Annotated in this window: 19 protein-coding genes; 10 read left to right on the plus strand and 9 right to left on the minus strand. The window is 69.5% G+C overall.

The window, feature by feature from the left end; genetic code table 11:
* Positions 1–118 precede the first annotated feature (118 nt).
* Positions 119–1180 carry a glycosyltransferase family 9 protein gene (locus tag ACQ859_RS19135; RefSeq protein ID WP_431262261.1) on the minus strand — a complete coding sequence of 354 codons (1062 nt, stop codon included), beginning with the start codon at positions 1178–1180 and terminating at the stop codon, positions 119–121.
* Between the two features lie 87 nt (positions 1181–1267).
* A complete protein-coding gene (locus tag ACQ859_RS19140) occupies positions 1268–2182 on the minus strand; it encodes a YihY/virulence factor BrkB family protein (RefSeq protein ID WP_431262262.1) in 915 nt (304 codons plus the stop codon).
* Positions 2183–2388: 206 nt separating this feature from the next.
* Between ACQ859_RS19140 and ACQ859_RS19145 the strand changes: the two genes are divergently transcribed.
* Positions 2389–2730 (plus strand): PRC-barrel domain-containing protein, encoded by a 342-nt coding sequence (locus ACQ859_RS19145; protein WP_067272510.1) that lies wholly within the window; start codon positions 2389–2391, stop codon positions 2728–2730.
* Positions 2731–2856: 126 nt separating this feature from the next.
* Here ACQ859_RS19145 and ACQ859_RS19150 read toward each other — a convergent pair whose 3' ends face one another.
* Entirely contained in the window at positions 2857–3312 is a 456-nt protein-coding gene (locus ACQ859_RS19150; protein WP_088404153.1) for a CBS domain-containing protein, read from the minus strand.
* A gap of 89 nt (positions 3313–3401) precedes the next feature.
* On the opposite strand from ACQ859_RS19150, the gene ACQ859_RS19155 reads away from it, so the two are divergent.
* The 3 genes from ACQ859_RS19155 to ACQ859_RS19165 all read left to right on the plus strand — a co-directional run bounded on the left by ACQ859_RS19155 (position 3402) and on the right by ACQ859_RS19165 (position 5994).
* The gene (locus ACQ859_RS19155; RefSeq protein WP_431262263.1) at positions 3402–4715 is read left to right on the plus strand and encodes an O-acetylhomoserine aminocarboxypropyltransferase; all 1314 of its coding nucleotides are present in this window, start codon (positions 3402–3404) and stop codon (positions 4713–4715) included.
* Positions 4712–5542: an alpha/beta fold hydrolase gene (locus ACQ859_RS19160; protein WP_431262264.1), complete on the plus strand. Its 831-nt coding sequence runs from the start codon at positions 4712–4714 to the stop codon at positions 5540–5542. The genes ACQ859_RS19155 and ACQ859_RS19160 overlap by 4 nt, the downstream gene beginning before the upstream one ends.
* Before the next feature lie 158 nt (positions 5543–5700).
* Entirely contained in the window at positions 5701–5994 is a 294-nt protein-coding gene (locus ACQ859_RS19165) for an Mpo1-like protein (protein ID WP_431262265.1), read from the plus strand.
* A gap of 28 nt (positions 5995–6022) precedes the next feature.
* On the opposite strand, the gene ACQ859_RS19170 is transcribed toward ACQ859_RS19165, so the two are convergent.
* Both ACQ859_RS19170 and ACQ859_RS19175 read right to left on the minus strand, forming a co-directional pair.
* A complete protein-coding gene (locus tag ACQ859_RS19170; RefSeq protein WP_431262266.1) occupies positions 6023–6892 on the minus strand; it encodes an SDR family oxidoreductase in 870 nt (289 codons plus the stop codon).
* A gap of 90 nt (positions 6893–6982) precedes the next feature.
* Positions 6983–7915, minus strand: a complete 933-nt coding sequence (locus ACQ859_RS19175; protein ID WP_431262267.1) for an NADP-dependent oxidoreductase — start codon at positions 7913–7915, stop codon at positions 6983–6985.
* 105 nt (positions 7916–8020) lie between these two features.
* Between ACQ859_RS19175 and ACQ859_RS19180 the strand changes: the two genes are divergently transcribed.
* Entirely contained in the window at positions 8021–8914 is an 894-nt protein-coding gene (locus tag ACQ859_RS19180) for a LysR family transcriptional regulator (protein WP_431262268.1), read from the plus strand.
* Positions 8915–8932: 18 nt separating this feature from the next.
* On the opposite strand, the gene ACQ859_RS19185 is transcribed toward ACQ859_RS19180, so the two are convergent.
* From ACQ859_RS19185 to kbl, 3 genes are all read right to left on the minus strand, one after another.
* The gene (locus tag ACQ859_RS19185) at positions 8933–9616 is read right to left on the minus strand and encodes a hypothetical protein (RefSeq protein WP_431262269.1); all 684 of its coding nucleotides are present in this window, start codon (positions 9614–9616) and stop codon (positions 8933–8935) included.
* Positions 9617–9685: 69 nt separating this feature from the next.
* Positions 9686–10651 carry an NAD-dependent epimerase/dehydratase family protein gene (locus ACQ859_RS19190; RefSeq protein ID WP_431262270.1) on the minus strand — a complete coding sequence of 322 codons (966 nt, stop codon included), beginning with the start codon at positions 10649–10651 and terminating at the stop codon, positions 9686–9688.
* 36 nt (positions 10652–10687) lie between these two features.
* The gene (kbl, locus tag ACQ859_RS19195; RefSeq protein ID WP_431262271.1) at positions 10688–11929 is read right to left on the minus strand and encodes a glycine C-acetyltransferase; all 1242 of its coding nucleotides are present in this window, start codon (positions 11927–11929) and stop codon (positions 10688–10690) included.
* 162 nt (positions 11930–12091) lie between these two features.
* Here kbl and ACQ859_RS19200 point away from each other — a divergent pair, with 162 nt between their 5' ends.
* Positions 12092–12670, plus strand: coding sequence for a helix-turn-helix domain-containing protein (locus ACQ859_RS19200; RefSeq protein ID WP_431262272.1), 579 nt, complete (start codon positions 12092–12094; stop codon positions 12668–12670).
* Positions 12671–12813: 143 nt separating this feature from the next.
* A complete protein-coding gene (locus ACQ859_RS19205; RefSeq protein ID WP_431262273.1) occupies positions 12814–12978 on the plus strand; it encodes a hypothetical protein in 165 nt (54 codons plus the stop codon).
* A 138-nt stretch (positions 12979–13116) separates the two neighbouring features.
* On the opposite strand, the gene ACQ859_RS19210 is transcribed toward ACQ859_RS19205, so the two are convergent.
* Positions 13117–14424, minus strand: coding sequence for a YihY family inner membrane protein (locus ACQ859_RS19210; RefSeq protein WP_431262274.1), 1308 nt, complete (start codon positions 14422–14424; stop codon positions 13117–13119).
* Positions 14425–14443: 19 nt separating this feature from the next.
* Here ACQ859_RS19210 and ACQ859_RS19215 point away from each other — a divergent pair, with 19 nt between their 5' ends.
* From ACQ859_RS19215 to ACQ859_RS19225, 3 genes are all read left to right on the plus strand, one after another.
* Positions 14444–14941, plus strand: coding sequence for a DUF2069 domain-containing protein (locus ACQ859_RS19215; RefSeq protein ID WP_431262275.1), 498 nt, complete (start codon positions 14444–14446; stop codon positions 14939–14941).
* On the plus strand, positions 14938–16350 hold the full coding sequence (locus tag ACQ859_RS19220; RefSeq protein WP_431262276.1) for an FAD-binding oxidoreductase: 1413 nt from the start codon (positions 14938–14940) through the stop codon (positions 16348–16350). Before ACQ859_RS19215 ends, ACQ859_RS19220 begins: the two co-directional genes overlap by 4 nt.
* A gap of 119 nt (positions 16351–16469) precedes the next feature.
* Complete coding sequence (locus tag ACQ859_RS19225; protein WP_431262277.1) at positions 16470–19652, plus strand: two-component regulator propeller domain-containing protein; 3183 nt, start codon at positions 16470–16472, stop codon at positions 19650–19652.
* Positions 19653–19715: the final 63 nt, after the last annotated feature.

The raw sequence follows: 19715 nt of genomic DNA on the forward strand, positions 1-19715 counted from the left end.
ATGCCCGGGTACACGTTCAGTGACGATTTCGAACGGGTTCGGGGGACGTCGCGGACTGGCATCGGGCCGACCTGTCGCCAGGTGTTCGCCTCGCAGCGTGTCCTCGTCGGCGGCGACGTCAGACCAGGGTCACGTCGCGGCGCAGCGCGTCGCCCGGCAGGACCGCCGGGACGCGGGCCGCCGCCGCGATGGTCAGCGGCAGATCGTCGGTGGCCACGACCACCCGGGCGCCGGCGGCGAGCGCCGCCAGTTCGCCGATCGAGGCGACGGGAGGCAAGACCTGTCCCCGCGCCGGCATCGCGGTGCGCAGTTCCGCCAGGGCGGCCTCCTCGCCGGGGGTCGCGCACAGCACGACGGCGGTGTCGTCGGCCCAGGCGTCGAGCAGCACCTCCGCCGCTGCGGCGAAGGCGGCCGGCGGGCAATGACGCGCGCCGCCACCGCCCGGGCAGACCAACACGTAGCGCTGACCGAAGCCCAGGCCCGCTTGCTGCAAGGCATTCCGCATGTGGTGGCTGTCCTTGGGCAGCAGCCGCAGGCGCGGCCGTTCGTCCGCGGTGTGCATGCCCACGTGGGCGACCAGTGCCAATTGACGACGGGTGTCGTCATGGATGCCGTCGTCGTCCAGCAATTCGTCGCTGAGCAGCCCGTGCGCCGGTTCGCGCACATGGGCGAGCGTCAGCGGGATGCCCGCCATGCGGCACAGCAGGGCCGCCGGCAGCGCGCTCTGCGATGACGGCGAGAACAGCACGGCCGCATCGAAATGACTGCGACGCAGCCGGCGCATCAGATGCATCTCGGCATCGCCGCGCATGGTCGGCGGCTCCGCCCCCAGCGCGGCGGCGCCGTGGGCGGTCCACGGCGCGTTGAAGGTGATGACGTCGTCCACCGCCTGCAGGTGCGGACGCATCGCCAGCGCCTCCGGGGCCGCCAGCAGTGTCAGCTGTGTCCAGGGCATCGTCTCGTGCACGGCCGCGAACGAGGCCGTCGAGGCGAGCACGCCCGCCAAGCCGTCCAGCCGCACCAGCAGCACGCGGCGCACGTTGCACCAGCGGCGGTGGCGCTCCTCCGCCAGCGTGTGCGCGTCGATCGGCAACGGTCCGTCGATCGCGAGCGCAGGCGCCTCGCCCAACTCCGGAGGACCGGGCGGACGGGCGCGCTGCTCGAGGGATGTCGCGATCATGGCGCCGACGCGGCAAGCGGCATGCCGGACGCAACGCGAGGATCGGCGCGGGTTTGCGGGTGATCGGACGCTCGCACCAGGATGGCGTCAACGGGTCTGCAACGTTCGCGTGGCGGTCGCGGCGGCCTCCTCCCGCAGGCTGTGGCGCTTGGCGAAGGCCCAGCTGAGTTCGGCGCCCATCAGGAAGACCTGGGTCGAGTAATAGACCCACAGCATCATGACCACCAGGGAGGCTGCGGCGCCGTAGGCGGAACTCACGCCGCTGCGCCCGATGTAGAGCCCGATCAGCGACTTGCCCAGGCTGAACAGCGCCGAAGTGATGAGCGCGCCGACCCAGACGTCGCGCCAGCGCACGGGGACATCGGGCACCCACTTGTAGATGACGGCGAACATCACCGTGATCAGCGCATAGGCCATCGTGCCGTTCAGGATCTGGGCGAGCAGCACGAACTCGGTGCCCAGCCAGGGCGTCCACCATTTGCTGATCGCGGCCAGCGCGGCGCTGGCCACCATCGAGATCATCGACAGGAAGCCCAGGCCGAGGATGAGCCCCAGCGACAGCAGACGCTTGCGCAGCAGAGTCACCAGCCCCTGCCACACCGGCCCGCTGCGCACGGTCGGCGCCTTCCAGATGCGGTTGAGCGAGTTCTGCAGTTCGGCGAACACCGAGGTCGCGCCCACCAGCAGCACGATCGTGCCGATGGCGGCGGCCCAGCCGCCCTCCTCCGGCCGGTTGACCCGCTTGAGCAGGTCCTCGACCGCCATCGCGCCGTCGGTGCCGAGCAGGCCGGAGAGCTGTTCCATCACCTCGCCGCGCGCGGCCTGTTCGCCGAACACCAGACCGGCCACGCTGATGACGATCAGCAGCAGCGGCGCGATCGAGAACAGCGTGTAGTACGCCAGCGCCGCGCCCATGCTGGGGGCGTTGTCGTCGCTCCAGCCTTGCGCGGCCTCGCTGACGATGTCGATGGCTTCCTGGACGGCGTGGGGCAGCTTGGGCATGCAGGGCGGCCGCGGACGGCGGCGGTCAGAAGGTCGCGGGTGAAGGGATTTCCTTTGTCGAGGCAAGGGAAATTCCCGCTCGACGCGGATGTGCGGGACAAGCGCGCGAAGTCATCGGGAAAACCGCAGGCAAGACGGCCGGGTGGCGCCGGCGGCGGCACGGCGATTGCCTTGAACCTCCTATCCCAACCCACCAGGAGACCCTCATGGCCAGCACCACCATCGCTTCCGACCGCGTCGAAGGCACCAAGGTCTACAACGGCAACGGCGACAAGCTGGGCTCGATCGACAACCTCGTCATCGACAAGCGCTCGGGCCTGGTCCGTTATGCGGCGCTCGAGTTCGGCGGCTTCCTGGGCATCGGCACCGACCGGTATCCGATCCCCTGGAACATGCTGAAGTACGACACCAGCCTGGACGGCTACGTCGTGCCGCTGCGCGAGGACCAGCTCGAGAAGGCGCCGCGCTACGCGCAGACCGACCGCCCCGAGTACTCCGATGAATACGGCCGCAAGGTCTACGACTATTACGGAGTGGCTTGGATGTGATGACGCTCGTCGCAGTGCCGCTTTGGGCGTCGCGACGAACGTCGTCACCGAGCATCTGAATCAAACCTGCAATGAAGAACGCCCCGGTAGATCGGGGCGTTTTTTCTTGGGGCGTCGATCGGGACGTCAGGCGGCGTTCGCCCCGTCCTCGGCCGGCCAGTCGCGGATGTAGGCCTTGAGCATGCGGTTCTCGAAGTCCTGCGCGTCGACCACCGTCTTGGCGACGTCGTAGAACGAGATCACGCCCATCAGCTGCCGGCCGTTGAGGACCGGCATGTAGCGCGCGTGACGGCCGAGCATCATGCGGCGGACCTCGTCGATCTCGGTCTCCGGCGTGCAGGTCAGCGGGGCGTCGTCCATGACGCTGCGCACCAGCCGCGTGCCGACGCTGCCGCCGTTGCCGACCACGGCCTGGATGACCTCGCGGAAGGTCAGCATGCCGACCAGGTCGCCGAACTCCATCACCACCAGCGACCCGATGTCGCGCTCGGCCATGGTCTCGGCGGCCTGGGCCAGCGGGGTGTCGGGAGAGACGGTGAAGAGCGTGCTGCCCTTGACGCGCAGGATGTCGGAGACTTTCATGGCCGCGGGAGAAAAATGTTGGTAGGCAACATAGCACACAATGCCCGGCGCCAGACACGACTGGACACCATAACGAGCAGGAGACACCCATGTCAGGTCCATCCGACCCGGGCTTTGATACCTTGGCGCTACATGCCGGGGCCGCGCCCGATCCCACCACCGGCGCGCGTGCCGTACCGCTGCATCTGACGACCTCGTTCGTGTTCGAGAGCGCCGAACAGGCCGCGGGCCTGTTCAACATGGAGCGCAGCGGCCACGTGTACTCGCGGCTGTCGAACCCGACGACGGCCGTGCTGGAGGAACGCATCGCCGCGCTGGACGGCGGCATCGGCGGCCTGGCCACCGCCAGCGGGCAGGCCGCGCTGCATCTGGCGATCGCCACGATCGCGGCGGCCGGCGACCACATCGTGGCCTCGAGCGCGCTGTACGGCGGCTCGCACAACCTGCTGCACTACACGCTCAAGCGCTTCGGCATCGAGACGACCTTCGTGCGCCCGGGCGACCTCGACGGCTGGCGCGCGGCGATCCGGCCACAGACCAAGCTGCTGCTCGGAGAGAGCCTCGGCAATCCCGGCCTGGACGTGCTGGACATCCCGTCGATCGCGCAGATCGCGCATGAGGCGCATCGGCCGCTGCTGGTCGACGCGACCTTCGCGACGCCGTACCTGCAGCAGCCGATCGCGCTGGGGGCAGACCTCGTCTACCACTCGGCCACCAAGTTCCTGTGCGGACACGGGACTGTCGTCGGCGGGCTGCTGGTGGACGGCGGGCGCTTCGACTGGGACCGCGCGCATGCGGCCAGCGGGGAGCGCCGCCGCTTCTCGGAGCTGTGCGAACCGTACGACGGCTTCCACGGCATGGTGTTCGCCGAGGAGAGCACGGTGGGCGCCTTCCTGCTGCGCGCGCGCCGCGAGGGCCTGCGCGACTTCGGCGCCTGCATGAGCCCGCACACCGCGTGGCTGATCCTGCAAGGCATCGAGACCCTGCCGCTGCGGATGCAGCGCCATGTGAGCAACGCCCAGAAGGTCGCGGAGTTCCTCGAAGCGCAGGACATCGTCGAGCGCGTCAACTACCCGGGACTGGCCTCGCATCGCGATCACGCGCTGGCGCAGAAGCTGCTCCCCAAGGGCAGCGGCGCGGTGTTCAGCTTCGACCTGAACGGCGGACGCGAACCGGGTCGGCGCTTCATCGAATCGCTGCGGCTGTTCTCCCACCTCGCGAACGTGGGCGATGCGCGCTCGCTGGTGATCCATCCGGCGTCGACGACGCATTTCCGGATGGACGACGCGGCGCTCGCGGCGTCGGGCATCGGTGCGGGGACGATCCGGTTGTCGATCGGTCTGGAGGACCCCGACGACCTGATCGCCGATCTGAAGTCCGCACTGAAGGTGGCTTCGAAATGAGTGCACGCAAGCTCCAGGTTCAAGACCGCCCGGCCTATGTCTACACCGGCGGCAAGCGCTTCGACGCGGCCCTGCCCTGCGTGGTGTTCATCCACGGTGCCTTGCACGACCACAGCGTGTGGACGCTGCTGGCGCGCCATGTCGCCCACCACGGGCACAGCGTGCTGGCGGTCGATCTGCCGGGACATGGTCGCAGCGAAGGTCCCGCGCTGGGCGATGTGGAGACGCTCGGCGACTGGATCAACGACCTGCTCGACGCTGCCGGCGTGAAGGCCGACGGCGCGGTGTCGCTGGTCGGCCATTCGATGGGATCGCTGATCGGACTCGAAGCCGCGGCGCGGCGTCCGTCGCGGGTGGCGCGACTGGTGATGGTCGGTACGGCGTGGCCGATGAAGGTCTCGGAAGCGCTGCTGAGCACCTCACGCGAGCGACCGCGGGCGGCGATGGCGATGGTCAATGCGTTCTCGCACTCGACGATGGCCGGCAAGCCGTCGTATCCGGGACCGGGCGCGTGGATGCACGGCGGGAACCTGGCGCTGATGGCGCGCATGCAGGACGGCTACGCGGACCACGGCAACCTCTTCGAGCACGACTTCCTGGTCTGCGATCGCTACCAGGGCGCGCCGGAGGCTGTCGCCAAGGTGACCGCTGCGGGCATCCGGACTGAGATGATCCTCGGTGCGAAGGACGCGATGACGCCGCCGAAAGCCGCGAAGCCGCTGGCGGAGATGCTCGGGGCTCGCGTGCAGACCCTGCCGGCCGGACATTCACTGATGACCGAGGCGCCGGAGGGGATGTTGAATGCACTGAAGGCGGCGCTCGGCTGAGCGCCGTCCGGCGACGACCCGGCCCGGCAGACGGTCCCGCGAGGGCCGCGCCCGCAGACTCAGCCAGACCCAGCAGACCGCCAGGAGAGCGACATGAGCACCAGCCCCTGCCCCACGCGCCCGAGGGATCGGACGCCGGCGCCGACCGCGTGAAGGCCATGCGGAGCTTCGCCGAGTTCTATCCGTTCTACCTCGGCGAGCACCGCAACCGGACCTGCCGCCGGCTGCACTTCGTCGGTTCGACGCTGGGGCTGCTGTGTCTGGCTTACGCGCTGGTCACGCAGACCTGGAGTTTCCTGCTGATCGGCCTGCTGTGCGGCTACGCGTTCGCATGGATCGGGCACTTCGGCTTCGAGAAGAACAGGCCGGCCTCGTTCAAGCGCCCGCTTTACAGCTTCATGGGCGATTGGGTCATGTACAAGGACATCTGGGTGGGGAAGATCCGGTTCTGATGAACCGGTCTTCCCACCGGCGTGGCGCTTACTGCGCGCCGACCAACGCCTTGACCAGATCCTCATAGCGCCGCAGCGGCCGACCAAGCAGGGTCTCCAGGCGCTGCACCGTGCCGGCTTCCGGCTTCATCCCCTGCTGCTGGATGCGGGCCATCATCAGCCGCATGTCGTAGGCCATCCAGGACGGCATCGCCTGGGCCAGCTGGGCTTCGAAGGCCGCCAGGTCGTCGCCGCCGTAGCGGATCTCACGCTGCAGCACGCGGCTCCAGGTCTCGGCCGCCGACGTTCCCGACAGTGCGTCGGGACCGACGACATCGAGCACCTCGCGCGGCAGCGGTCCGGGCGCGGCATCCCGCCGCAGCAATTCCACGACGGCCACGTCCGCCAGGTCACGCGTGTCGATCATCGACACGCCCGCGTCGCCGATGGGCATGGGGTAGACGCCGTAGCCCTCGATGACCGCCTTCACCTGCTGGTCGTTCTGCATGAAGTAGGCCGGGCGCAGCACCGTCACGGGCAGATCGAGGCGCTCGATCATCCGTTCGATCGTGTGCTTGCCGGTGAAGTGCGGCACGTCGGTGAACTGATCGGCGTGGATCACCGAGAGATAGACGATGCGCTCGATGCCGGCCTCTCGCGCCAGGCTCAGCGTCTGCAGGCCCTGCGTCACTTCATCCGGCGTGACGGCGTTGAGCAGGAACAGGGTGCGCACACCCGACAGCGCGCCGCGCATCGACGGGATGTCGGTCATGTCGGCGACGACCTCGGTGACGCCCGCGGGCAGGGTCGCCTTGCCTGTTTGGCGGACCAGCGCCTTCACCGAAGCGCCTTGACGCGCCAGGCCTTGGACGACGAGGGAACCGATGGCGCCGGAAGCGCCGGTAACGAGGATGCTCATGGAAATCTCCTGGATAGGTAGGTGGGTGGGTGGGAACGGAAGGGAACGAGGGGAACGGGCAAGTCGAAAGGAATCGCGCGCCCGGCGTATTCAGGCGCTGAAATCGACGACGGCCTTGCCGTGGACCCCGCCGAGGCGATGACGCTCGATGGCGGCGGGCAGTTCGTCGAAGGGAATCACCTCGCCGACGCGCGCCTGCAGTTCGCCGTCGGCGACCTGCTTCGCCAGTTGCGCCAGCAACGCGCCGTCGGGCTTCATCACGAACCAGAGGCCGCGCAGGCCGGACGGCGTGCTGGCGAGGATCCCGGGCGACGAGGTGCCGACGACGACGCCGGTGCGGGACAAGACCTGCCACGTGCGGTCGAGCACGTCGCCGCCGACGTAGTCGAGGACCAGATCGATGTCGCGGACCTCGGACTCGAAGCGCTGCGCGCGGTAGTCGATGACCTGGTCGGCGCCGAGTGCCCGGACCGACTCGAGGTCGTCGCCGGAGGCGGTTGCGATGACATGGGCGCCGGCGCGCTTGGCGAACTGGACCGCGAAAGCCCCGAGGCCACCAGCCGCGCCGTGGATCAGCACGCGTTGCGCGGGCCAGATCGGGCCGGCGAAGTGGAGGCTCTGCCAGGCTGCCAATGCGGCGACGGGCAATGAGGCGGCGGTCAGGTCATCGATTGAAGCTGGCGTCGGGGCGAGGTTGGCCTCGTTCACGGCCACCAGTTCCGCGTAGGCGCCGAGACCGCCGAGCGGCCCCATCACGCGGTCGCCGACCTGGAAACGCGAGGCGCCCGGTCCGACCGCTTCCACGACACCCGCCAGCTCGATGCCCAGCACCGCGGGCAAGGCGATCGGGAAGGCGTCGCGGACGTAGCCCTCGCGCAGCTTCCAGTCGAGGGCGTTGAGGCCGGCGGCGCGCACGCGCACCAGCACTTGTCCGGCTTGCGCGACAGGCGCGGCGATCGTCGAGAGCGTGGCGGCATCGGCGCCGCCGTAGGCATTCAGAGTCAGGGCTTGGACGGTGGTCATGGTTCCGTGCTTTCCATCGGTGGTTGCGATGGATGAACGATAGGACGTTGCATTCAATAAACACAGACGCCAAAATACAGACAGACCGTCTCAATGGTGGAACACATGGATCTGAACGCTTTGGCCGACTTCAACCTGGTGGCGACGCACGGTGGCTTCGGGCGCGCGAGCCGCGCCGGACGGCGATCGAAGGCCACCCTGTCGCGGCGCGTCGCCGATCTGGAGGAGCAGCTCGGCGTGCGCCTGATCGAGCGCAGCGCCAAGGGCCTCGAGCTGACGGAAGCGGGCCAGGCCCTGTTGAGCCGCACGGAAGGTCCGATGCACGAGGTGGCCGACGCGTTCGCGTCCACGCGCGAAGGGGCGGATCAGGTCCGCGGGCAGTTGCGCATCGCCGCGCCGCTGCTGTTCTCGCAGCTCGCGATGGGACGCCTGTGCGCGGAGTTCCGGGCGCTCTACCCTGGAGTGACCATCGACGTCGTCGGCGAGGATCGGGTGGTCAATCTGGTCGACGAACGCTTCGACGTGGCGATCCGGCCGAACCCGCGCATGGACAGCGCGCTCGTCGGGCGCTGCTTCGCGAAGGACCGGCTGGTGGTGGTCGCCGCGCCGGCGTTCGCGATGCCTGCGGCAGGCCACGCGGCGTCGAGCGAGACCGCGGTGGGCGTGCCGGCGGTCGTGAGCACCACGCGCGACGGCGACGTCTGGGAACTCGACGGCGGCACGCTGACGCTCGCGCCACGGCCCGTGCTGCGGCTGTCGTCGATGCTGATGGTGCGGGACGCCACGATCGCAGGCGCCGGGGTCGCGCTGCTGCCTCAGTCGATCGTCTGGAGCCAGCTCACGCGTGGCGAACTCGTCCAATGGGGCGCGGTGCGCGGCAGGGAGGTCGAGCTGTGGGTGCTGCACACCTCGCGCCGGCTCGCCAGTCCGAAGGTCAAGGCCTTCGTGGAGTTCATGGGCGCCAGGTACCCGGATGGGGTGCTGACGCTGGCTGGCTGAGGACGCCGCGTTGGTCGATCAGGTGTTCGGCAGCAACGCCTTCGCCGCCTCGATCCTCAGCGCCATCGGCACCGTCGCATCGTTCATCACGTGGAGCAGGAACGCACGCGGGTCGTTGAAGCCGGTGGCCGGCGCAGAGGCGGCGGCTGCCGACGCGTCGTGTGATGGCGGCGCGAACGCAGGTGTCAGGTCTTGCGTCTCCACTGGCGCGAGCAGTTCGATCGCCGCCCGCCACGCCTGGGGCGTGATGCTCTTCAATGTCTTCAGCAGATCCGCCTGCCCTTCGACACCGGGCGGGATGTCGAGCCAGGTCGCCTCGACGAACACCGGCGCCAGGTCCGGGGCGACGAAGGCGGACCATTGGCCTTCCTTGACCTCGGCCGGCACCACCGGGGGCTCCGTCAGGCAACGGACGCGCGGCGCGGCGACGCCGCTCAGGTAGCGCGCCTTCAATCCGTCGACGAATGCCCTCGCCTCGTCCGGCGAGCAGCCCTGCTGCAGCGAGAACCACAGCTGATAGCTGTTCTCCCCTGCGATGGCGATGGCCGGCGCGGGCAGCGAGAGATCGAGCTGGACGCCGCGCCAGACGGCGCCGAGCAGTTCCCAGTCCGAGGGGCGCCCGACGTCGAGCACAAGCGCGCGCACCGATCCCTCAGGACCGGCGGCATAGAGACGTTGGAATTCGGTGGCGAGTCGGGACACTTGGATCAGTCGGCCTGAAGGAACAGGCCTGAACTCTACGTCCTCGCCGGCATGGCGGCCCGGCTCGGTTCAGTTTTGCGTGGGCGCTGCCGCCTGTTCCGCCTGCGCCTTCAGCGAGGCGAGCATGTCGTCCGCCATCGCGTCGAGGTCGTAGCCGAGCTTCCAGCCCCAGTCGCGTTGCGCGACCGAGTCGTCGATCGACTGCGGCCAGCTCGCCGCGATGTTCTGGCGGAAGTCCGGTGCGTAGTCGATCGTGAAGCCCGCGATGCGGCGACGGATCGATGCCGCGATCTGCTCCGGCGTGAAGCTCACGCCCGCCAGGTTGTAGCTGCCCCACTCGGTGATGCGCTCCGCCGGCGCTTCCATCAGCTCCAGCGTCGCGCGCAGCGCGTCGGGCATGTACATCATCGGCAGCGCCTGGTCTTCCTTCAGGAAGCAGGTGTAGCGGCCGTGCTTGAGGGCCTCGTGGAAGATCTCGACCGCATAGTCGGTCGTGCCGCCGCCCGGAGGCGTCTTCCAGCTGATCAGGCCCGGGTAGCGCAGGCTGCGCACGTCTACGCCGTGGTTGGCGTGGTACCAGCGGCACCAGCCCTCGCCGGCCAGCTTGGAGATGCCGTAGATCGTCGACGGGTCCATCGCCGTCGTCTGCGGGGTGTCGCGCTTGGGCGTCTGCGGACCGAAGGCCGCGATCGAGCTCGGCCAGAACACGCGCTCCAGCTTGACCGTGCGCGCCAGCTCCAGCACGTTGAGCAGGCCCTTCATGTTCAGGTCCCAGGCCCACATCGGGTGCTTCTCGCCGGTGGCCGACAGCGCCGCCGCCAGGTGATAGATCTGCGTGATGCCGTGGCGCTTGACCACCGCCGCCAGCGCGGCCGCATCGGTCACGTCCAGCATCTCGTGCGTCAGCTGCGGCACGCGGCCTTGCGGCGCGACGTCGCTGGTGATCACGTTGGCGTTGCCGTGGCGCTTCGCGAGCTCCACCGCCAGTTCGGAACCGATCTGGCCGTTCGCGCCGATCAACAGGATCTTCGTCATGGGATCTACTTTTCAGGCTGCTTCTTGCGCTGCCAGTTACTTCACCAGGCCCAGCTCGCGGCCCGCCTGCGCGAACGCGGCGACCGCCTTCTCCAGATGCTCGCGCTCATGCACGGCGGAGATCTGCACTCTCACTCTGGCCTGTTCCTTCGGCACCACCGGATAGAAGAAGCCGACCGCGTACACGCCCAGCTCCAGCAGGCGCGCGCTGAGCTGCTGCGCCTTGACCGCGTCGAACAGCATCACCGGCACGATCGGGTGCGTGCCCGGCTTGATCTGGAAACCGGCCTGCTGGATCGCCTCGCGGAAGTAGGTCGTGTTGGCCTCGAGCTTGTCGCGCAGCGCGGTGCTGCCTTCGAGCAGGTCCAGCACGGCGAGCGACGCGCCGACGATGCTGGGCGCCACCGTGTTGGAGAACAGGTAGGGGCGCGAGCGCTGGCGCAGCAGCTCGATCACTTCCTTGCGGCCGGTCGTGAAGCCGCCGGAGGCGCCGCCCAGCGCCTTGCCCAGCGTGCCCGTGATGATGTCGACCTTGCCGAACACGCCGCGGTGCTCGTGCGTGCCGCGGCCGGTCTTGCCCATGAAGCCGCTGGCGTGGCATTCGTCGATCGCGAGCAGCGCGCCGAACCGGTTCGTGATCTCGCGGATCTTGTCGAGCTGCGCGATCGTGCCGTCCATCGAGAACACACCGTCGGTGAACACCATGACGTGGCGGGCGCCGGCGGCGCGCGCGGCCGTCAGCTGGACCTCCAGGTCGGCCATGTCGTTGTGCTTGTAGCGGAAGCGCTTGGCCTTGCACAGGCGGATGCCGTCGATGATGGACGCGTGGTTCAACTCGTCGCTGATGATCGCGTCCTGCTCTCCGAGCAGCGGCTCGAACAGCCCGCCGTTGGCGTCGAAGGCGGCCGCGTACAGGATCGTGTCCTCGGTGCCGAGGAAACGTGCCAGGCGCTGCTCGAGTTCCTTGTGGATGTCCTGTGTTCCGCAGATGAAACGCACCGACGACAGCCCGTAGCCGTGCGTGCGCAGCGCCTCATGGGCGGCTTCCACCACCTTCGGATGCGAGGACAGGCCCAAATAGTTGTTGGCGCACAGGTTGAGCACCTCGCGTCCGTCGTTCGTCTTCACGATCGCGCCCTGCGGACCCGTGATGATGCGCTCGCTCTTGTAGAGGCCCGCGTCGCGGATGCCCTGCAGTTCGTTCTGCAGGTGGCGATAGAAGTCGTCGGTGGACGGCGCCGTGGACGCAGCGATGGAAGGGGGAACGATGTTGGTCATGCGGTGCTCCTGCGGCACAATCCGTTAAATCGAACGTGTTCGTTATATCGAACAGCCGTGCAGTATCAAGGAAGCGCCGCAGCCGGTCAAGGCGTCGACGCCTCCCGGACCGTACTCGAACTCCCTGATTTCTCCGATCCCTCCGTCCGCCAGCCGCCGCCGATGTCCGCCAATCCCTCAGAGAAACTGGAACCGCCGCGCGTCGGTGCGACCTTGCAGACGCTGCGGCAATCGCAGGGCCTGTCCCTGGACGAACTGTCGCGAAGAGCGGGGGTCTCGAAGTCGATGCTCTCGCAGATCGAGCGCAACCAGGCCAATCCGACGGTGGCCGTGGTGTGGCGGCTGGCCAATGCGCTGCGGGTGGAGTTGTCGGAGCTGCTGGGCGGCGAAAGACCCGCCGCGCCGCCGATCGAGATCGTCGCCTCGCACGGGACGCCGGGACTGTCGAGCCCGGACGGCCTGTGCCGGTTGCGCATCCTCGGCCCCATCGACCTGGCGGGCAACTTCGAGTGGTACGAGCTGACCGTGCAGCCCGGCGGTGCGCTGGAGTCGGCGGCGCATGAACCCGGCTCGCGCGAGCACCTGAGCGTGCTGGGCGGCGAACTCGAAGTGACCGCCGGCGGCGGCCGTCAGATGGTCAAGACCGGCGAGACCGCACGGTATGCGGTCGACGGCGCGCATGCGATCCGCAACCTGTCGAAGAAGGCGGCGACGGCGCTGCTGGTCGTGCTGCACGCTTGAACACACGCCCCTGCGCGAGGCCTGGGCCCGGCGCGCGGCTTTTCTTTCAGGCTCCCACACCTCCTGTTACTTGACCCCCGCGTCGAGGTCGTGACAATCGACCCGATTCGCGGAGGCGAGGGAGCGTAGTCAAGGCAGTCCACATGCAGCAACGCTCGTTTTCAGACAAGCATCCCCACATTCCCACCCCGACCCAACCGGCCACGATCGACAGCGAAACCCAGGCGAAGCAGCTCCAGTTGCTGGACGGATCGGCGCGTCTGCGCGTGGCCGAGCAGAGAGCGCGTGAGCACCGCTCGGCCCCCTGATCGAGAAGTCCGCGCTACCGCTCGGCGCCACGCCGAAGTACGGCATGAAACCCACCGGCGCGACACGGCCCAAGCCGCCGTACCGGCGCGCCATCTATTCGGTGGCCGCGCTGCTGGCCGTGATCGGCGGCGTGGCCGTCACGTGGCTGCGGTAGCAGCCGGGGTCGAGACGCTCGCGACCGACGACATCGCGGGCACGACGGGCGCCGCGCGCCCGATCAACGCGCCGACGGTCGTCTGCTCCCAGCCGGCCCGCTCCCACAGGTCAGACAGTCCCGGCTGACGATCCGCCAGCAGCGTGCGGATGAGCGGCTCGGCGATCGTCGACGCGGGATCGCACAGCAGCACCAGGCGCTGCGCGCCCTCCTCTTCCAGGCGCCCGAGCCAGTCCAGCTTCTGAAGATGCTGGATCACGGGTTCCAGCTGCAGCGGGTCGACCGACATCCGCTGCGACAGGCCGATCATCGACAGCCCCGATTCACCCCCGGTGCGCGAGGCGTCGAGTTCGCGGATCACGTCCAGCGCCAGCGCCATCTGCATGCCGGGCTTGTTGCCGCGCACGCTGACGCCGCCGGCCAGGGCCGGCGCGTTCGCCGCCAGGATCGCGCCCAGCAGCACGATCGACCAGCCGACGTAGATCCAGATCAGGAAGATGGGCACCGCCGCGAACGCGCCGTAGAGCGTCGAGTAGGTCGGCACCTGTTTCACGTACCAGGCCAGCGCCAGCTTGGCCAGGTGGAAGGCCACGGCGACGAAGGCCGCGCCGGTCAGGGCGTGGCGCCAGCGCACGTCGGTGTTGGGCACGTAATGGAAGAGCCCCGCGATCGCGGCCCAGAGCACCAGCAGGTCCACGCTGTTGAGCAGCACCACCACGCCGCGCGGCAGGTTGTCGACGAGGTCCCGGCCGGCCGAGACCAGCAGGCTGGTGACCGTCAGGCTGCCGCCCAGCAGCAGCGGGCCCAGCGTCAGCGCGGCCCAGTACACGAGCACGCGCTGCGCGATCGGCCGCGGGCGCTGCACGCGCCAGATCTGGTTGAGCGTGCGGTCGATGGTCAGCATCAGCGACAGCGCGGTCACCGCCAGCACGATCAGGCCGACGACACCGAGCCGGTTCGCCTTCGCCGCGAACTGCGTCAGCGACATCAGCACCGGGCGCGCGATGTTGTCCGGGATCAGCGACTTGAGGAAGTACTTCTCCAGCGCGGACTGGAAGCTGGAGAACATCGGGAACGCCGTGAACAGCGCCAGTGCGACGGTCAGCAGCGGCACCAGCGAGATCAGCGTCGTGAAGGTCAGGCTGCCGGCCGTCAGGCCCAGGCGTTCCTCGCGGAAGCGCTGCACGAACAGGCGCAGCGTGCGTGCATACGGCCACGTCAACAGCTCGCGTCCGAGCTCCCGGATTCCCTCGCGCCAGCTCTGCGTCTGCGCCTGAACTTCACTGATCATGCTGGCTATGATGCCAGCCATGTCAAGCCTCGACGCCGCCCCTTCGATGAGCTCCGCGCCGGCCGCTGGTCCGACCTCCTCGACCTCCCCGACGTCACGCTCCGCGCCCACCGCACGCGAACGCGGCAGCCGGCAGCTCGCGTTCTTCGCCACGCTGGCGCTGGCCGTGGTGTGCCTCGCCTGGGAGCTCTGGCTCGCGCCGACCGGGCGCGGCACGCTCGCGATCAAGGCGCTGCCCTTGCTGCTGCCGCTGCCCGGGCTGTGGCGCTATCGCATGTACACCTACCGCTGGGTCAGCCTGATGATCTGGCTCTACGTGACCGAGGGGCTGGTGCGGGGCACGTCCGAAGGCGGTCCCGGCATGGCGCTCGCCTGGGTCGAGGTGGTGCTGTCGGTGACGATCTTCGTCGCCTGCGCGGCACAGATCCGGCAGCGGCTGGCCGAAGCGCGACAGGCGGAAGCACGGCCGGCCGATGACGACGCGGCGACGGGCCTGCCGCCCAAGGACGCGCGATGAGCGCCGCCCTGATCGAGGCCTTGCGTGCGGCCCTCGGCGACGCCCATGTGCTGCTGCCCGGCGATCACGACCTGTCCGGTTTCGAGCGCGACTGGCGCAAGCGTTACGTCGGACGCGCGCTGGCCGTGGTCCGGCCCGCCGACACGGCGCAGGTCGCCGCGGTCGTGACGCTCGCCCGCGAGCACGGCGTGCCGCTGGTGCCGCAAGGCGGCAATACCGGACTGGTCGGCGGCGGTGTCCCCGACGACTCGGGCACGCAGCTGCTGCTCAGCCTGCAGCGGCTGAACCGCGTGCGCCAGATCGATCCTTCCAATCTGACGATGACCGTCGAGGCTGGCTGCGTGCTGCAGACCGTGCAGCAGGCGGCCCGCGAGGCGGGCTGGCTGTTCCCGCTGAGCCTGGCGGCCGAGGGCAGTTGCACGATCGGCGGCAACCTCGCGACGAACGCCGGCGGCACGCAGGTGCTGCGCTACGGCAATGCGCGTGAGCTGTGCCTGGGCCTGGAGGTCGTGACCGCCGACGGCACGGTCTGGGACGGGCTGTCCGGGCTGCGCAAGGACAACACCGGCTACGACCTGCGCGACCTGTTCATCGGCTCCGAGGGCACGCTGGGCGTGATCACCGCGGCGACGCTGAAGCTGCACCCGCTGCCGCGCGCGCGGATGACGGCGCTGGCCGCCTGCGACACGCTGCGCGACGCGGTCACGCTGCTGGACCTGGCGCGATCGCGCTGCGGCGCGGCGCTGACCGGCTTCGAGGTGATGAACGCGCTGTCGCTGGGCCTGGTCCGCAAGCACTTCCCGCAGTTGCCGCAACCGCTCGGCCCGCGTCCGTGGACGGTGCTGCTGGAGCTGTCGGACAGCGAGGGCGAGGAGCACGCCCGCACGCAGTTCGAAGGCCTGCTCGAGGAAGCGCTGGAGCGCGGTGCGATCGACGACGCGGCGGTGGCGGAGAGCCTGTCGCAGAGCCAGGCGATGTGGCACCTGCGCGAGTCCATCCCGCTGGCGCAGAGCGAGGAAGGCCTGAACATCAAGCACGACATCGCCTTGCCGGTGTCGCGCATCCCGGACTTCGTCGAGCGCTGCGATGCGCTGCTGGCGGTGCGTTTCCCGGGCTCGCGGCTGGTGGACTTCGGCCATCTGGGCGACGGCAACCTGCACTACAACCTCCAGGCGCCGGAAGGCGTCGCGGCCGCGGACTTCCTGCGCGAGCACGAGACCGAGGTCAACGCGGTCGTCTACGACCAGGTCACGGCGCACGGCGGCTCCATCTCCGCCGAGCACGGCATCGGCCAGCTCAAGCGCGAGGAACTCGCGCAGCGCAAGAGCCCGGTGGCGATGCAGCTGATGCGGCAGATCAAGCAGGCGCTGGACCCGCGCGGGCTGCTCAATCCGGGCCGCGTGGTCTGAGCACCGCGTCTGCAGGCAACTCAGGCGCTTCCGTTCAGACAGAGTCCCCACCTCGACTTGCACGATTCGTGCTTGCCCGGCAGGCACAATCCGCGCGCTTCCGCGCCAGCACGTCCCTGATGATTCTTCCACCGCTCTCTTCACGCCCCCTGCGCACGCCTCGCCCGCCGCGCTCGATCCGCCTGCACGTCTCCACCCTCGCCCTGACCGCGGTGCTGGCGGCACCGCTGGCGCACGCGCAGTCGTCGACGCCCTCCGAGCAACCGCTGGTGCATCTGCAGCACACGACCTGGACACTCAAGGACGGCCTCGCGGGTCCGGTGATGGCGATCGCGCAGACCACCGACGGTTATCTGTGGCTGGGGACCGGCGCCGGGCTCTTCCGCTTCGACGGCGTGCGCTTCGAGCGCTTCGACACGCTGGCCGGCGCGCAGCTGCCGAGCCGCCAGGTGCTGTCACTGCACGCGACGAAGGACAACGGCCTGTGGGTGGGCCTGCTCGAAGGCGGGGCCGCGCTGGTGCGCCAGGGACGGATCCTGCATGTCGATCCCGCCGGCGGCCACTTCGCGACATCGACCCGCGGCTTCGCGACGCAACGCGACGGCACGCTCTGGGTCGCCACCGGCCGCTCGCTGCTCAGACGCCAGGGCGACGCCTGGATCGCAATCGGTCCCGAGTCCGGCTATGACGACGGCGCCGGCCACGCGCCGCTCGCGCTCAAGATCGCGGTCGACGGCAGCGACAACCTCTGGGTCGTCACCGATCGCACCGTGTTCGTGAAGACCGCCGGCAGCGCGCGTTTCGTCGCGACCGAGGTGCCTGCCCTGGGTCTCACTCAGCTCGCCGTCGGTGCCGACGGCCGGGCCTGGGCCAACGACATGTCGCCGACCGTCCGCGGCCTGTCCCGGCTGCCGATGCCGGGCGAACCGGCCGCCTCGTCGGCGTCGCCCCCTTACCCGGTTGCCAAGAGCTTCTTCATGCCGGCGTTCGATCGCCAGGGCCTGCTCTGGTACGGCGCCCGCGACGGACTCAACCGCATCGACGTCTCCGGAACGCCCGCCGCGGCGGCGGCCAGCCATCAATTCCTCGGCACCGACAAGGGCCTGTCCGGCGAGCTGGTCACGCGCATCTTCCAGGACCGCGACGGCGCGATCTGGGTCGGCACGAACGGCGGGCTCGACCGCTTCCGCGGTGCCGCCGTCGACCGCATCGACCTGCCCGACCGCAGCGCCAGCATCGCTATGTCCGCCGATGCGCGCGGCAACCTCTGGATCGCATCGGGAGGGGCCGTGCAGCGCCTCGCGCCGGGCCGCCCTGCCCCCGAACCCGTGCCCACCGATCCGGGGATGGAGAGCTTCACCAGCGTCTTCACCGACCGGCAGGGCCGGCTCTGGGTCGGCGGACGCACCGGCCTGTGGCGACAGGACGGTCCCCGCTTCGTCCAGTTGCCGACGCCCGACGGTCTGCCCTGGATGGCCGCGGTCTTCGAGATCGCCGAGGACGCCGACGGGGCGATCTGGTTCAACGGCCATCGCTACGGCCTGATGCGGTATGCGGAAGGCCGGGTGACGCGCCTGTCGGGCACCGGGCGCTTTCCGTACAAGGGCCCCGACGCCATCGGCACCGATGCGCGCGGCCGGATCTGGCTTGGCTACGACGACGGCACGCTGCTGCGCCAGGAAGGCGACCGGACCGTCGCCCTGACGCCCGCGGACGGCCTGAAGATCGGCGCGATCAAGGTCATCGCGCGACAGGGCGACCGGATGTGGATCGGCGGGGAGCGCGGCGTCCAACTCGTGTCCGCGCCTGGCATGCCGGTACTGCGCCTGGCGGATCCCGATGCGCTGGACGGCGTCTCCGGCATCGTCGAGACGCCCGACGGCGAGCTGTGGCTCAACGGCGCGAACGGGATCACGCGGCTCACCGCCGAGGAAGTCCGCCGCGCGCTGGCCGCCTCGGACAAGGACAGGGCCGCCTCGCGCCCGTCGGGGCGACGCTTCGACCTGATCGACGGGCTCTCTGGCCGTGCCGAGCAATCCTGGCCGCTGCGCACGGCCGCACGCACGCCGGACGGCGTGCTCTGGTTCTCGCTGAGCAACGGCGTCGTCCGCATCGATCCGAAGCGGCTGCCCAAAGGCGAAACACCAGCGCCACCGGTGGAGGTTCAACACCTGTTCGTCCATGGCGAGCCGGTGCCGGCCGGCAGCCCTGACGGCAATGGCAATGGCAATGGCGACAGCGGCCTGCAGCGTCTGCCGCCCGGCACGCGCGACCTGGAGATCGCCTACACCGCCATCAGCCTCGCCCAGCCCGAACGCACCCGTTTCCGTTACCGCCTGCTGGGTCAGGACCGGGACTGGCAGGACGCCGGGACGCGTCGGCGCGCCTTCTATACCAACCTCGGCCCGAAGACCTACGACTTCCAGGTCGAGGCCTCGCAGGACGGCGGTCCCTGGAGCGGCACGCCCGCGACTCGCCGTTTCGAGATCGCACCGACGCTGGTTCAGAGCGCCTGGTTCCGCGCGGCCGCCGTGCTCGTGGGCCTCGCGACATTGGGCGCGCTGGCCGCGCTTCGCGCCCGCCAGCGCCGGCTGCACGAGCAGGAGCGCCTCGCCGCGCGCGTGCAGGAACGCGAACGCATCGCGCGTGATCTGCACGACACGCTGCTGCAGGGCGTCTACGGATTGATCCTGCGCTTCGAGGCCATCGCTCGCCGTCTGCCCGGCACGGAGCGCGCCGCGATGGAACGCGTGCTGACCGATGCCGACGCGCTGCTCGTCGAGGGCCGGGACCGCGTCACCGACCTGCGCCTGCCGCCGCCCGACAGCAAGCTGCTCGAGCACACGCTGGAGGGCCTCGGACGGGAGCTGTCGCACACGCACGGCGCCGCCTTCACCCTGACGGTCGAGGGCACGCGCCGGCCCTTGGCGCCGGCGCTGTCGGCATCGATCTGCCTCATCGCGCGCGAGGCGATCTTCAACGCGTTCCAGCACGCCCAGGCCGAACGCATCGAGGTCACGCTCAGCTACGGTGACGCCGCCTTCGCGCTCTTCATCCGCGACGACGGCGTCGGCGTTCCCGACGAAGTGCAGGACCGCGGCGGGCGGCCCGGCCACTGGGGTCTGTCCGGCATGCGCGAGCGCGCGGAACTTGCGGGCATCGGCTACCGCCTCACCTCTCACGCCGGTGTAGGCACGGAGGTCGAGTTGCGCGCGCCGGCCACGCAGATCTACGACCTGTCAGGCACGACCCCGTCGCGCGCACGCGGCGGCGCATGGTGGCGCCGCCAGCGGCGCGACTGAACGGACAAAGGAAAAGGGCGCCTCATCGAGGCGCCCTTCCTAGGCCCATCCGGTCGCCGATCG

It is taken from the genome of Roseateles chitinivorans (assembly GCF_050632235.1).
Lineage (GTDB): Bacteria > Pseudomonadota > Gammaproteobacteria > Burkholderiales > Burkholderiaceae_C > Roseateles > Roseateles chitinivorans_A.